Annotated in this window: 14 protein-coding genes; 9 read left to right on the top strand and 5 right to left on the bottom strand. The window is 56.0% G+C overall.

Going from position 1 to position 14,697, the window contains the following annotated elements:
- The first annotated feature begins 29 nt into the window (after positions 1–29).
- The 8 genes from HFN16_RS03290 (at position 30) to HFN16_RS03255 (ending at position 8,937) form a co-directional block, all read left to right on the top strand.
- The gene (locus HFN16_RS03290) at positions 30–827 is read left to right on the top strand and encodes an ABC transporter ATP-binding protein (RefSeq protein ID WP_168889338.1); all 798 of its coding nucleotides are present in this window, start codon (positions 30–32) and stop codon (positions 825–827) included.
- A gap of 117 nt (positions 828–944) precedes the next feature.
- Positions 945–2,858, top strand: a complete 1,914-nt coding sequence (locus HFN16_RS03285) for an AMP-binding protein (RefSeq protein ID WP_168889337.1) — start codon at positions 945–947, stop codon at positions 2,856–2,858.
- A 2-nt stretch (positions 2,859–2,860) separates the two neighbouring features.
- On the top strand, positions 2,861–3,748 hold the full coding sequence (locus tag HFN16_RS03280; RefSeq protein WP_168889336.1) for a branched-chain amino acid ABC transporter permease: 888 nt from the start codon (positions 2,861–2,863) through the stop codon (positions 3,746–3,748).
- Between the two features lie 2 nt (positions 3,749–3,750).
- Positions 3,751–4,797, top strand: a complete 1,047-nt coding sequence (locus HFN16_RS03275) for a branched-chain amino acid ABC transporter permease (RefSeq protein ID WP_168889335.1) — start codon at positions 3,751–3,753, stop codon at positions 4,795–4,797.
- A gap of 115 nt (positions 4,798–4,912) precedes the next feature.
- Positions 4,913–6,130: an ABC transporter substrate-binding protein gene (locus tag HFN16_RS03270; protein WP_168889334.1), complete on the top strand. Its 1,218-nt coding sequence runs from the start codon at positions 4,913–4,915 to the stop codon at positions 6,128–6,130.
- 279 nt (positions 6,131–6,409) lie between these two features.
- The gene (locus HFN16_RS03265; protein WP_168889333.1) at positions 6,410–7,210 is read left to right on the top strand and encodes an ABC transporter ATP-binding protein; all 801 of its coding nucleotides are present in this window, start codon (positions 6,410–6,412) and stop codon (positions 7,208–7,210) included.
- Positions 7,210–7,641: a VOC family protein gene (locus HFN16_RS03260; RefSeq protein ID WP_168889332.1), complete on the top strand. Its 432-nt coding sequence runs from the start codon at positions 7,210–7,212 to the stop codon at positions 7,639–7,641. Before HFN16_RS03265 ends, HFN16_RS03260 begins: the two co-directional genes overlap by 1 nt.
- A 57-nt stretch (positions 7,642–7,698) precedes the next feature.
- Entirely contained in the window at positions 7,699–8,937 is a 1,239-nt protein-coding gene (locus HFN16_RS03255) for an AMP-binding protein (RefSeq protein WP_168889331.1), read from the top strand.
- A gap of 381 nt (positions 8,938–9,318) precedes the next feature.
- On the opposite strand, the gene HFN16_RS03250 is transcribed toward HFN16_RS03255, so the two are convergent.
- The 5 genes from HFN16_RS03250 to HFN16_RS03230 form a co-directional block, all read right to left on the bottom strand.
- Positions 9,319–10,299, bottom strand: a complete 981-nt coding sequence (locus tag HFN16_RS03250; protein ID WP_168889330.1) for a tetratricopeptide repeat protein — start codon at positions 10,297–10,299, stop codon at positions 9,319–9,321.
- 189 nt (positions 10,300–10,488) lie between these two features.
- Positions 10,489–11,445, bottom strand: a complete 957-nt coding sequence (locus HFN16_RS03245; protein ID WP_168889329.1) for a tetratricopeptide repeat protein — start codon at positions 11,443–11,445, stop codon at positions 10,489–10,491.
- Positions 11,446–11,473: 28 nt separating this feature from the next.
- Complete coding sequence (locus HFN16_RS03240) at positions 11,474–12,505, bottom strand: tetratricopeptide repeat protein (protein ID WP_168889328.1); 1,032 nt, start codon at positions 12,503–12,505, stop codon at positions 11,474–11,476.
- Between the two features lie 14 nt (positions 12,506–12,519).
- Positions 12,520–13,116, bottom strand: a complete 597-nt coding sequence (locus tag HFN16_RS03235) for a hypothetical protein (RefSeq protein ID WP_168889327.1) — start codon at positions 13,114–13,116, stop codon at positions 12,520–12,522.
- 7 nt (positions 13,117–13,123) lie between these two features.
- Positions 13,124–14,086 (bottom strand): tetratricopeptide repeat protein, encoded by a 963-nt coding sequence (locus HFN16_RS03230; RefSeq protein WP_210772229.1) that lies wholly within the window; start codon positions 14,084–14,086, stop codon positions 13,124–13,126.
- 330 nt (positions 14,087–14,416) lie between these two features.
- On the opposite strand from HFN16_RS03230, the gene HFN16_RS03225 reads away from it, so the two are divergent.
- Positions 14,417–14,665, top strand: coding sequence for a zinc ribbon domain-containing protein (locus tag HFN16_RS03225; protein ID WP_168889326.1), 249 nt, complete (start codon positions 14,417–14,419; stop codon positions 14,663–14,665).
- Positions 14,666–14,697: the final 32 nt, after the last annotated feature.

Raw genomic sequence — 14,697 nt, 5'->3', positions numbered from 1 at the left:
CGTGCGCTCGAAACCATAATTGCAGGATTATGGCTTACCTCGACGTCAACGACGTGACCCTCACGTTCAAGGGCATTGCTGCCCTTATGGGCGTTTCCTTTACCGTGGAGCAAGGGACTATTGCATCCCTCATTGGCCCCAACGGTGCTGGTAAAACCTCCATGCTCAACTGTATCAGCGGTCGCTATACCCCGGATGGGGGCGCTTCCGGCCCATGTAAAATTTCCCTGGACGGCGAATGCCTTCTGTCTCTGCCCGCGCACAAACGCACGGAGCTGGGGCTGTCGCGCACCTTCCAAAACATCGCCCTATTCAAGGGCCTCTCCGTTCTAGACAACCTCATGGTTGGCCGCCACAGTCAGATGAATTACGGCATTCTGTCGTCCATCATGTACTGGGGCAAAGCTGTCAAACATGAGGACGCCCACCGTCGCCGGGTGGAAGATGTCATCGATTTCCTGAACCTATCGCCTTATCGGCACCAGCACGCAGGGCGTCTACCCTACGGGGTGCAGAAAAGGGTTGAACTCGGACGCGCACTAGCCGCGGAACCCAAGCTGATCCTCCTTGATGAGCCCATGGCGGGCATGAACCTCGAAGAAACCGAGGACATGGCACGCTATATACTCGACATCGCAGAAGAATGGGGCGTTACCGTCCTATTGGTCGAGCATGACATGGGTGTTGTCATGGATATCTCTGACAAGGTCGTCGTCATCGACTTTGGGCAGAAGATCGCCGAGGGCACCCCGGAAGAAGTGCAGGCCAACAAGGACGTCATTGCTGCCTATCTAGGCACCGAAGACGCAGCCTTTACGGGTAGGTAGGCTGGCAACAGCCAGCTAATCGGGAATCCAAAGGGCTCATCCCTTTGGCCGCGGAGGCGAAGTCTCATGACATCGCCACAACGCGGCAACCTTATCTGATTTTTCAAAGGACATCTCATGGCAAAGCCGTACAAAACGACACTGCCTCGACTGCTCATAAAACAGGCAGAAGAACGACCGGAAAAAACCGCGCTCCGCGAAAAAGAGTGGGGCGTGTGGCAGGCCGTCACCTGGCGCCAGAACCTCAGGATCACCGCGGAGTTCGCCTGTGGCCTGAAGGAGCTCGGCCTTGGCAAAGGCGACATCGTCATCCTCATCGGTGACAACCGGCCCGAATGGATTTGGGCGGAGCTCGCCATTCAGGGACTGGGCGGTATGGCGCTCGGACTGTATCAGGACTCTCCCGCAGAAGAGATCGAGTACATCTTCGATCTGTCCGAATGCAAACTCGTTATCGCCGAGGACCAGGAGCAGGTGGATAAGATCCTCTCCTTCCGCGATAATCTGCCCAATCTTCAGTACATCATCTACCACGACGCCAAGGGCCTCGTGGCCTACGAAAAGGATGTCCCCGGCCTGATGGATTTCGAGGCCGTGCGCCGCATCGGTCGCGAAGGACACTCCGAAGCCGTGGCCGACTACACCCGCTGGGCCCGCGAGTTGAAACCGGAAGATCCCACGTTGATCACCACCACCTCCGGCACCACCGGGCGGCCCAAGCTGGCCATGCTCTCCCACATCAACCTGCTCTCCATGGCGCACAACCTTGGGCAGTTTGACCCCAAGACCTCCAAGGACGAGTTTGTTTCGTTCCTGCCGCTGGCATGGATCGGCGAGCAGATGATGGCCGTGGCATCGGCCCTGCTGTTCGGGTTTTGCGTTAACTTTCCGGAAACTCCCGATACCGCATCGAGCGACTCCCGCGAGATCGGACCGCACTTCCTGTTCTCCCCTCCCCGTGTGTACGAATCCATGGCTGCCAAGGTGCAGGGCGACATCATGGAGACCACCAAGTTCAAGGCGGCCATGTACAATTATTTCCTGCCCATCGGCCATGAGTACGTGGACACCCTGTTCGCGGGCAAAGAGCCGTCAGCCATGCTCAAGCTCAAGTACAAGATCGCGGACATGTGCCTGTTCCGCGCTCTGCGTGATCGCCTCGGCTTCTCGCGGATGCGTTCCGCCACCACCGGTGGTGCGGCGCTGGGGCCGGACATCTTCCGCTTCTTCCACGCGCTGGGCGTGAACCTGAAACAGATTTACGGCCAGACCGAGATCGCGGGTATCTCCTGCATCCACAAAGAGGGCGAAGTGGACTTCACCTCTGTGGGCGCGCCCATTCCCGAGACCGAGGTCAAGATTACGGAAGATGGCGAGATCATCTCCCGCTCCCCGGCGGTATTCCTCGGCTACTACAAGAATGAGGAAGCCACCAAGGAGACCGTGGACGAGGACGGTTGGCTGCTCTCCGGTGATGCCGGTTACTTCGACGACAATGGCCGCCTCGTGGTCATCGACCGTCTGAAGGACGTCATGCATCTCAATGACGGCACCCAGTTCTCGCCGCAGTTTTTGGAGAACAAGGTCAAATTCTCTCCGTTCCTGCGCGAATCCGTGGTGCTCGGCGGCGGGCGTGACTTCGTCACCGCCATCCTCTGCATTGACATGGCCATCGTGGGGCACTGGGCCGAGACCCAGATGATCACCTACACCACCTATCAGGATCTGGCGGCCAAGGATGAAGTCTACGCGCTCATCAAGTCCGAGATCGCCAAGACCAACGAGACGCTGCCCGAGGAGACGCGCATCAAGCGTTTCTGCCTGCTCTACAAGGAGTTGGATGCGGATGACGGCGAGCTGACCCGTACCCGCAAGGTGCGGCGCAAGATAATCAATGAACGCTACGGCAGCCTGATCGAGGCGCTGTACACCGACGAATGTACCCTGAATCTGCAAACCGAGATCACCTACCAGGACGGCAGGGTGCGTGAGATGTGCGGCGATATCCGCATCGAGGACATGGAGGCCTAACCGTGGAATATTATCTGCAACTTATCGTTAACGGACTGGTTGTCGGCGGCATCTACTCCCTCGTGGCTCTCGGGTTCGTCATTATTTACAAGGCCACCAAGGTCGTGAACTTCGCCCAGGGCGAGCTGGTCATGGTGGGCGCCTACATCTGCTTCGCCCTGACCGTGCAGTACAACATCCCGTTCGTCTGGGCCTTCTTCATTACCCTCGGGTTTTCCATTCTGCTTGGTCTAGCCATCGAGCGGATGGTCCTGCGACCACTCATCGGTGAGGAGCACATCTCCGTCATCATGGTGACAGTGGGTATGAGCTCGGTTCTTAAATCTTTGGTTCAACTTTTCTGGGGCACCCAGATTCGGGTCTACCCGTCAGTGCTGCCCACGGAACCCATTGTTATCGCCGGGTTGCCCATCGCTCCGGTCTATATTGCGGCCTTTGCGCTCTCGGTGATCCTGTTCGCCGTCTTCTCTGCCTTCTTCAAATACTCGCGTACCGGTATCGCCATGCGCGCCACCGCGTTCGACCAGCAGGCAGCACAGTCCATGGGTATCGGCATCAAGAACATCTTTGCCATGAGCTGGTGCATCGCCTGCATCGTGTCTGCGGTGGGCGGCATCATCCTCGGCAACATCAACGGCATCAACTCACACATCGGTCACCTCGGCCTCAAGGTCTTCCCCGCGGTTATCCTCGGCGGTCTTGATTCGCTGCTTGGCGCAGCCCTCGGCGGCCTGATCATCGGTGTGTTGGAGAACGTGTGCGACGGCGCAGCCCGTCAGTTCCTCGGTCTGGGCGGCTTCCGCGAGGTGGCGGCCTTCATCATCCTCGTCATCATCCTGATGATCAAACCATACGGCCTCTTCGGCACCAAAGAGATTGAGAGGGTTTAATCATGCAGGGTAAATGCGGTCTCTTTTTCACGTCCTACCGGGGCGAGGCGCAGATCTTCCAGTCCGGCTTCCAGAAGCTGATGGTGGGCCTGTTCATCCTCGTGCTCCTGGCGGCTCCGGCTGTGCTCAATGTGCACCTGACCTCCATCATGAACCTCATCTTTATCGCGGTCATCGGCGCGGTGTCGCTCAACCTGCTCACCGGCGTGTGCGGCCAGATTTCACTCGGTCACGGCGCGTTCATCGGCGTGGGCGCATACGCGGCCGGTCAGTGCACCCTGCACGGCGTGCCGTTCCCCCTCGCCATATTGGTGGCGGGCCTGATCACGGCCATGGTGGGCATGGTCTTCGGCGTGCCGTCCCTTCGTCTGAAGGGCATCTATCTCGCCATCGCCACGCTGGCCGCCCAGCTCGTGCTGGAATACGTGTTTTTACACGGCGGCGTGCTGACCGGTGGCTCCAATGGCCTGTTGCTTGATCCGCCGACCATTCTCGGCTTTTCTTTCGATACGGATGCGCGGATGTACTATCTGCTCTTCTTCTTTGCCGCCGCGTCCCTGCTCATGGTATCCAACATCATGCGTACCAAGTACGGGCGCGCCTTTGTGTCTATCCGCGACTTCTACCTGTCGGCAGAGATCGTGGGCGTGAACCTCTTCCGCTACAAGCTGGCGGCCTTTGGTCTCAGCTCGTTCCTGGCGGGTGTGGCAGGCGGTCTGTGGGGGCATTACACCGGGTATATCTCGGCCGAGCAGTTCAATATTGGGCTGTCCATCTCCTATCTCGCCATGATCATCATCGGCGGGTTGGGAACTGTCCTCGGTTCGGTGTTCGGCGCGGTCTTCATCGTGCTGCTGCCCGAGGTACTCAATGTGTTGGCCAACAGCGTGGGCGGGTACTTCCCGGATATTGCCCAGTCCATCGTGGCGCTCCGCGAGGGCGTGTTCGGGCTGGTGCTCATCCTGTTCCTGATCTTCGAGCCCGAAGGACTGGCGCACCGTTGGCGTCTGATCAAGGCGTACTGGAAGCTCTATCCGTTCGCCCATTAATATCGTCCGTTCATCCACGAATGGATGCGGCGGCGCAGCTTGCGCCCCATTCTACAATGGAACCAACGCTTCTTTGTGAGGAGGCGTGCAAACCTTATATCCCTTAGGAGACAACATGAGGGTAGGTAAGATCATAACCGCAGTATGCACCGTCATCTTGGCCGGTATGGTGCTCATGGGCTGTGGAGGCGAGGAAAAGAAACCGGCAGCAACCGAAAACGCAAAAGACACTTCCCCCATCAAGGTGGGCGGCCTGACTGACTTGTCCGGTCCCACTTCCTCGGTGGGCGTGCCGTACTCTGCCGGTCTGAAAGACGCGGTAAAGTACATCAACGAGAACGGCGGCATCGATGGCCGCATGATCGAATTCGATCTGCAGGATACCGCCTACAACGTGCAGCAGGGCCTCTCTCTCTACAAGAAGATGGTCAACACCGACAAGGTCGTCTGCATTCAGGGTTACGGTTCCGCAGTCACCGAAGCTCTGATCCGCAACCTGTCCAAGGACAAGGTGCCCAATTTTTCTGCTTCCTATTCGGCTCACCTGACCGATCCGAAGAAGGCTCCCTACAACTTCTTCATTGCAGCTGACTACACCACCCAGCTGCGTGCGGCCCTCAAGTACTTCCGTGATAACTGGAAGGAAGCCCGCGCCCCCAAGCTGGCGTTCATCTACCCGGACCATCCTTACGGCATCGGTCCCATCAAGGGTGGTAAGGCCTACGCCGAAGAACTCGGCTATGAAATCGTGGGCGACGCCAACGTCTCCCTCAAGGCCATCGACGCCACCACCGAGCTGCTGCCTCTCAAGGAAGCCGCTCCCGACTTCTGTTGGATCGGCGGTACCACTCCGTCCACTTCCGTTATCCTGAAGTCTGCCAAGAACATCGGCATGGACACCGTGTTCTTCACCAACATCTGGGGCTCTGACGAGAACCTGTTCAAGTTGGCCGGCGACGACGCCAACGGCGCCTACTCCAACCAGGCTGCCGCGGTTTACGGTCAGAACGTGCCCGGCATGAAGGTCATTGAAAAGCTCACCAACGGCGAGCACCAGATGACCCACTATGTGCGCGGTTTCGTTTCCGTCCTCGTTATGGCTGAGGGCATGAAGCGCGCTGCCGCCAACGGTCCGATGACCGGCGAGGCGATCAAGAACTCCCTCGAGACCATGCGTGATTTCGATCCCATGGGCCTCGCACCGCTTATCTCTTACTTCCCGGATGATCACCGTCCGAACATGGCTGTATTCATCTACACCGTGAAGAATGGCGAACTCACCTTCGTCAAGGAAGAGATCCTCGAACGCCGCGCCGACTGGCTCGGTCACTAGAAAGAATGAAGACTGGGGGAAACCTCTTGAAAGAGGTTTCCCCCATCCCCCCCTCCTAAACTTTTGGGTCTACGCCGCAAGGTAAAGTGAAGGGGAAATAGCGTCGGATAGCGCCGTAGGGGACAGGTAGCAGCACGAGTTGCGTTGCTTTTCCTTACGAGGTTCAATCGGCGCATATGGATTGAAGGCGTTGGTAGATATTGCCAGCGCCGCGATAAAAAGTTTTGGAGATTCTCAAGAACCTTTTCCAAAAGGTTCTTGAGCCGCCGGAGGCATCCCTTGAACGATGTATTGAAGGTCGAGAACCTGGAAGTTGTCTACAACGATGTTGTCCTTGTCTTGAAAGGACTTTCACTGGCCTGCCCGAAAGGGGAGATCACGGCTTTGCTGGGTGCCAACGGCGCAGGCAAATCCACGACCCTGAAGGCCATTTCCGGTCTATTGGAGACAGAGGACGGCGAGGTTACGGACGGCTCCATCATCTATCAGGACCAACCGATCCAGGGCATCATCCCGGAGAAGATCGTGCGCAAGGGCATCTTTCAGGTCATGGAAGGCAGGCGTATCTTCGAAGACCTGACAGTGGAAGAGAATCTGAAATGCGGTGCCTTCACCAGACCGCGTTCGGAGATCAAGGACTCCATGGAAAAGGTGTACGAGTATTTTCCACGCCTCCGTGAACGCCGCACCCAGTTGGCCGGGTACATGTCCGGCGGCGAACAGCAAATGTGCGCCATCGGCCGTGCCATCATGGCCAAGCCGGAACTGCTGTTGCTTGATGAACCATCCCTCGGCCTCGCGCCGCTGCTGGTGGAAGAAATTTTCGACATCATCAAGAAGTTCAATCAGGTGGAGGGCGTCACCGTCCTGCTGGTGGAGCAGAACGCACGCGCCGCACTGTCCGTGGCCAAGAACGCCTACATCATGGAGAACGGCCGCGTTGTGATGGAAGGCACCGCCGATGATCTGCTCAATAATCCGGACGTGCAGGAATTTTATTTGGGAATGGGCCATGGCGGTGATAAAAGAAGCTATCGTGATGTGAAACACTATCGTCGAAGAAAACGTTGGTTGGGATAATGGAAGCACGAATTAGCATTATTACACTAGGCGTAAGAGACTTCGATCGTTCCTATGAATTTTATAAACATGGTTTGGGTTTTCCTACTCAGCAGGAACCGGAATCCGGCATAGTCATGTTTCAGACAGGTGGGACGTGTCTCGCTCTATATCCTCTGGATAAGCTGGCGGAAGACATCTCAGAGGATCTGGAGCCAAGTGCAAAGCCTTTTTCCGGTATTACGCTCGCCCATAATACCAGGACCAAGGAAGAGGTCGATCAGATACTCCTTATGGCGGAAAAGGCCGGGGGAAAGATCGTCAAACAGGCGGCCGATACATTTTGGGGTGGATACAGCGGCTACTTCACAGACCTTGATGGATATCATTGGGAAGTGGCCTATGCGGATTTTTGGAAATTTCATCCGGATGGAAGTTTGGTTATCGAGTAGTTAGATTGCAGTTGCGGTGGAGCCGGGAATCACACGGTAAGGGCCGGGGAGGCATGTATGTATTACACCGAATACGAGACAGAGCCGCGCGAAAAGCGGATGAAGCGGAAATGGAAGGGCGTTCGTGAGGTCCTTTGGGAAGCCGAAAAATCGTCCGGCGAATTTCAGTCGCGTCTGCGCGATCTGGGTGCATGCGTCAAAGATATCAAAGACTGGGACGACTTCGTAAAGATCCCACCGCTGCGCAAGAAAAACATCATCAAGTGGCAGGCCGAGCACGGCCTCGGCTGGTTCCTGAACTGCGAACCCGGGAAGCTGGGGCGCATCTATCAGTCTCCCGGCCCCATCTATGACCCGGAAGGTGTGGAGAGCGATTACTGGGCATGGTCCGAGGGGTTTTTCGCTGCGGGATTCCGTCCCGGCGATCTGGCGCAGATGACTTTTTCCTATCACATGACTCCGGCTGGCCTGATGCTGGAGGAACCGCTGCGTGACATCGGTTGTGCGGTCATCCCTGCTGGTCCGGGCAACACCGAGAAGCAGATCGAATTTCTGACCCAGCTGCCTGTTACCGCCTTTGTGGGCATGACCAGCTATCTCAAGGTGATCGGCGAGAAGGCCATCGCCATGGGCTATGATCTGGAAAATGATTTCAAACTGGAGAAGGCCTACGTGGCTGCCGAACCGCTGCCGGAATCCCTCCGTCAGGATGTGGAAGAGATGTTCGGTATTACTGTCCGTCAGGGCTACGGCACAGCCGATGTGGGCTGCATTGCCTACGAATGCTCCGAGCTGGGCGGCATGCATCTTTCCAACTATCGTCACGTAGAGATTTGCGATCCGGCCACAGGCTTGCCTTTGCCCGATGGTGAGATAGGCGAGGTGGTGGTTACGCCGTTTTTCCTTGATTACCCGCTGGTACGTCTGGCTACTGGCGACCTGTCATCCATTGACGTGTCCATGTGCGGCTGCGGTCGTACGGCCCGGAAACTCACGGGCTGGAAGGGGCGCGCCGACGACACCGCCAAGGTCAAAGGGCAGTTCATTTACCCGTCCCAAGCCGCTGCTGTCTTTCAGAAATATCCCGATGTTGCCAATTGGCAGATCCAAGTTAAGAATCCCGATGGACGAGACGTGTTGGTCGTGTTATTGGAATCAGCAATAGAGGTGGACCAGAATGGTTTTGCAGCCGATTTCCAAGCCTCTATGAAATTGAAGCCTGTCGTCGAGGTGGTAGAGCCCGGGACCATTCCCGCAGACGCTCCCAAGCTCGTCGATGAAAGGACTTTCGATTAACCCGGCTTTTAGCTGGGGTTGCGGTCCTAATCGAGTGGGCTGGTGCGGAAGCACCAGCCCTTTTCTTTTTTTTGTGCGGCTGTGGATAGTGGCGCATCTGCACATTTTTCGTGCACCGTCTGGTCCTCATCGTAGCTAGGCTACGCCTCCGGCCAGCCGGCACCCGAGAAAATGCACAGCTGCACCACTCTCCCCAGCCTTGCGGCGTTGGGAAGAGTATGAACTGCTACTCGCGACGGTAATACTGCGCACTCGTTGCAGAAAATAATTTCAAATTTCTGATTTTTTTTTGTCCCTCATTGGAGACAAGGTTGGGCCCGTTTTATGTGTCTTCGGAAGAGGGCTTCCACTACGGCTGGAACACAAGGCTTGGATCGTGGATTATTTTTCCAGATCCTCAGAAAGATTCCAGCCGCTGCGAGCACGGCCAAACTGAGGTTTGTCTTGTTCTTCCAGATCAAACACAATGGGAGTGGCTGGTTGTTTGGGCTGGGTCTGCTCAACGTATAAATCGTTAATGCGGTGTGCGACATCTGGTGGGACACATTGCTTGGAGTTGCGTTCACACATCGATGGAGTGTCGATCAAGGCATGGATGTACTGAACCATTTGCCGAGCAACTTTCAAATCGGGATTGAGACGAAATACATTGTCGAGGGCATCTGTACACTTATGCCAGTCTGAACGCTCAAAGTGGACCCGAGCCAGATTGTAGAAAAGATTTTCATCTTCTGTCGTATACTCGAGCGCCTGGGAATAGTAGGAAACGGCTTCATCAAGCAGGCCGCATTTGCGCAGGGCAATGCCGAATTCATTGAACAGGTGCTGGTTTTTGCCATCAAAGGCGGATTTGATATTGAGCAACTCCCGCACCATGTCGCGAGCCTTGTCCAGATCGTGAAGCTCCATGTAGATCAAACCGAGGTTGAACAGGGCGCGGACATTCTGTTCATCTATAGCCCGTGCCCGGTTGAAACAGTCTTGTGCGCTGTAGAGTTTCCCTTCTGCCTGATAGGTCTCCCCTTCTTTCAGATGGGTACTGAGTTCATCCATGGCCGGAAGCACCTTGTCTTCGAAAAACTCAAGCTCTGGCACATAGTCTCTCATGAGATCCGTGAACGTGAGGAGTTTGCCGTCGCCGGAAGGAACGTGGCTTTCATTGATCTGATACGCCTGGAATTCTCTCGGTTCAATTTCTTCGATGTACCAGTATATTTTGGTCACGTGTTTGCGTGTCGTGGTTCCTGTGCCTACTTTTATGGTCTCGGATGTTGAAAAGACGCATTGCACAGCTCCATCACAGCGAATTCCTTCGCTAAAGACACCGTTCAGTTGTGAATCGTCAAATGGTTGATTGGTCATAATAAATTACGTTGTGTTGAATGCACGCTGTTGGCTGCCGTTATGCCCTTTCAATTAGATTGATAGCTTGGTCGTGTTGTCGAAAACAATTATTAACCACTGGTGAGTCCATTGATGGCCGTTTTGAAGCCACGCGGCTGGGGCTTTGTCTCGGGTTACCACGACAGGGTGTCGTCCAGATGTAGCTGGCTACTTTCCACTGCGCGCACGTCCCACTTGTGGGGCGCTTCCCTTGTTGTGTTGGATCTGGATGACACCACGCAGCTGCGGTGCATTGACGTGGGTGGCGTACAACGTATTGATGCGCCGGGCGATGTCAGATGGAATACATCGCTTGGATTTTCGGGAACAGAGTCCGGAATCGCCGCTGAGGGTGTGGACGATCTCCACCAGCTCCTGTGCGATCACCAATGACGGGTTGAGTTTGAAGATTTGCTCCAAAGCATCGGTACAGCCCTGCCAGTCAGAACGCTCGTAGTGGGCGCGGGCGAGGTTGTAGAAGAGGTTCTCGTCGTCTGTCGTATAGTCAAGGGCTTGCGTATAGTAGGCCACGGCCTCATCGAAGAGCCCTGACTTGCGCAAGGATATGCCGAATTCATTGAACAGGTGCTGGTTCTTGCCGTCAAAGGCGGACTTGACGTGGAGCAGGTTGCCCATCATGTCCCGGGCCTTTCCCATGTCCTCAAGCTCCATGTAGATCATGCCGAGGTTGAACAGGGCACGGACATTCATCTCATCCATGGCCAGCGCCTTGTTGAAGCATCCTTCCGCGCTGTAGAGTTTGCCCTCTTCCCGTTGATGTTCGCCCTCGTCCAGATGGTCTTCCAGTTGCTCCATGGCCGGGATGACTTTTTCTTCAAAGAATTCGATTTCAGGGACGTATTTGTTCATGAGCTCTTTGACAGTAGTCGTCTTGCCGTCGCCGGAAGGAACATAGTTGGCATTGATCTGACGCGCGTGAAAAGCGCGTGGCTCGGCTTCCTCCACGTACCAGTATATCTTGCTGACATGCTTGCGTGTGGTGGTGCCGGTGCCCACTTTAGTGGATTCGGACGATGAAAAGGCGCAGCGGACTGAGCCGTGTCGGCGAACGTCGTCACCGAAATCGTCGTCGAGGTCCAGGTCCATGAATCGTTGTTCAGTCATTGATACTCTATTGTTTGTCTGTAGCTAATCAGTCGTCGTCAAAACCGTCAATATCCATTTCGAAACCGAACTCGTCCATGAGCTGGGCGCCGGAACGGGCGCGTCCCTGTGCCACGTCGCTGACTCCTCCATGCAGGATCGGATTTTCGTCCAAGGGTAGACGTCCGGTTTCCACCGCCAGAATCTGCCGGGCGCGCGCTGCGACATTGGGCGGTACAGGGGGTTTGCCATACTGGTTGAGCCGTTCTTCGTCTTCGGCCAGCCCCACGATGACCTCAAACAGGTCGTGTGCCACTTCCAGACGTGGATTGAGGCGGTGAGACATGATGAGGGCGTCCAGACAATCACTCCAGTTGCCTTCCTCATAGTGGGCGCGGGCCAGATTGTAATACAGGTTTTCATCGGTGGTGACGAAATCGAGGGCGCGGCGATAATAGACCACCGCCTCGACAAACAGCCGGGATTTGCGCAGGGCGATACCAAACTCATTGAACAGGTGCTGGTTCTTGCCGTCAAAGGCCGCCTTGACCTTGACCAGCTGGGCCAGAAGCTCCCGGGTGCGCTGGTGTTCGTTGCGGGCAGCGAAGATCAGGCCCAGGCCGAACAGGGCGCGTACATTGCGCTCCTCAATGGCAAGGGCGCGGTCGTATTCCATCTCTGCGCTGTAGTGTCGTCCGTCCTCACGGTGCTCGTCGGCCTTATCAAGGATGTCTTCAAGGGCCTCCATGGCCGGAAGCACCACTTCTTCATAATAGGTCAGTTGCGGAGTAAAATCGTTTACCAGCGTGTGCAGGAGGAGAGTTTCGGCGTCGCCTTCGGGGACATTGCGCTTGTTGAGCTTACGCCCCTCATATTCGCCATTTTCTGTCTGTTCGACATACCAGTAAATGACGCTTTCATGCTTGCGAGCGTTGGCACCCATGCCCATTTTGATGGTTCTGGAAGTGGAAAAGGCGCAGCGCAGTTCTCCAGACCCGCACAGGAAATCGTATCCTGACACTTGCGGAGTGGTCTCTTCGGGCTCGTCGCCCAGATCGAGCTTGCGCCGCTCTTCGGTCATAATGGCATCCGCCGTCATGTTACTTTGTGCAGTACGTGCTTCCTCGAATGGAGTATCGGGGGTTTTCCGTTCTCCTTCCATCGTCCTGCGTTCCCCTGCCATGTGACGTCCATGACCAGGTCGAAGGAACGCTTGCGCCCCATGAGTAGGGCCAGACTGTCGTATACCAGTGTCACATCTTCCTGTACCAGATGCTCCACGTCATCCCAGCGAAAGAACATCGCGTTGTTGCACTGGGCCCAATATACGCCGAGGATGTCCCCCGGTTCGCCTTTGGGCATCAACTCCTTGGGCTTGACCGTTCTGTTTTCCGCTTCCACCACTTCGACGGGAGAGAACTCGCCGCCCAGAAAAACTTCGATGCCGAATCCGTCGGCCTGCAGGCTGATACCTTTTGTCTTGTAGCCCGGCTTCAGCGGGTGGCCCACCACGCCGCTTGCTTCCCGGATCGTTTTGGAATCCGCTTCGCCCAAAGCAATGTCACCCACCAGCGAGTGCCACCGTCTTTGTCCGAAGGCGCTCACGCCGGTCTTGATGATCTGCCGGGGTAAATATATCGCGCCTATGACGTACATGGTGCCGAAGAGGGTTATCTCAAGTCGCTTGTTCATCTGGTCGCTATCCTTCCTCGGGTGTTTCACCCATGGGCGAGCCTTGAACCGGCAACTCCACCCCCAGTTCTTCCATGCCGAAGTCGTTTTTGCCCGATACGGTTGCGGCCTCGAATGATTCGTTGTTGTCCATTGAAATGTGACATGCGGCCTTTGCCGCGAGTTCCTTGGGCACTGGCGGCTTGCCATGCTTTTGCAGCAGCTTGTCGCTTTCCGACAGGGCCACCACAAAACGGCACATGGCCAGAGCATACTCGTGTGAGGGCTCCATGGTCAGTGTCCGTGAGAGGAATTCCAGACAATTCTCCCAATCTGCTTTTTCGTAGAAGACCCGGGCCAGATTGTAGAAGAGGTTCTCGTCGTCCTTGGTCAGTTCCACGGCACGGGTGTAGTACTGGATGGATTCTTCGTAGAGTTGGTTCTTGCGCAGGTTGATGCCGAATTCGTTGAACAGGTGCTTGTGCTTGACGTCAAAGGCGGCCTTCATGCCCACGAGCTGTTTGAGGACGGCGCGGCTCTTTTCCCGGTCGTTTCTGTCGAGATACACCAGCCCGAGGCCGAAGATGGCGCGGACGTTGGACACATCCACTTCCAGCGCTTTGTTGTATTCCATCTCGGCGGAAAGGGATTCGCCTTTTTCGCGGTGCTTGTCGCCCGTGGCCAGCGCCTTGCTGAGTCCCTGCATGGCGGGTTCCACCTGCGTGTTGTGGATTTCCACTTCAGGTGTGTAGTCGGCCAGGAGGGTTTCGCGGTCGATGATTTCCTCATCGCCCACCGGGACGAACTGCGGATTGATCTTGCGCACGCCAAAAGCGTCGAGGTCCTGCTGCTTCACATACCAGAGCAGGCAGCTCTTCTGCTTTTTGGCTGTGGTACCGGTCCCGACCTTGATCTCGGACACAGTGGAGAAGACGCACTTCAACGGCTCGTCTGGATTGTCGAGTCCGGTGCATCCTCTACTTTTCGTCACACGGGTATCCGCCCCTCTAATTCGCGCATCTTCCATAAGATTATTCGGAGAAGCGCACTCCTCCTCCCCCTCAAAAAAATATGTCGGACAGCATCTTGATGCGGGCCGACTGTGCTTGACCGCTGGATTAATGCAGTACAACATTATCGTCTCTCTTTCTATTGGTCTTTTATAAAACCACTATGGACTTTTGGTGACGAAGCATTAGTTATGGCCAGCGCCTCTGGCGGAAACCCCGTCCGAGCGTTGCCACCGTACAGGTTTTCCGCTATTGAGACCGTCTGCCGGGCTAAAACCGGCAGGGCGAACAACAACCCATCGGAGCAGACCATGCCGATATTTGAATATAACTGCAAAGCATGCGGAGAAGAATTCGAAGAGCTCGTTTTCGACCGCGACGAATGCCCCCCGTGCCCCAAATGTGGCTCGGAAGACACCGGTAAACTCATGAGCGCCGTGCGTTCCCGCATCGGCGGTGGCGCGCCCGACATGGGCGGTGAAGCCGCAGCCCCGGCCCCGGCCGCATCCAGCGGTTGTGCCGGTTGTTCCGGTGGCGATTGCTCCAGTTGCGGCAGCTAGGCAGGCCCGTTTTTCACCCCGCAGCAAATATT

This window comes from Pseudodesulfovibrio sp. zrk46 (genome assembly GCF_012516435.1).
GTDB lineage: Bacteria > Desulfobacterota > Desulfovibrionia > Desulfovibrionales > Desulfovibrionaceae > Pseudodesulfovibrio.
The sequence above is the reverse complement of the archived record's forward strand: the minus strand, read 5'-3'. Positions and strand labels throughout refer to the sequence as shown.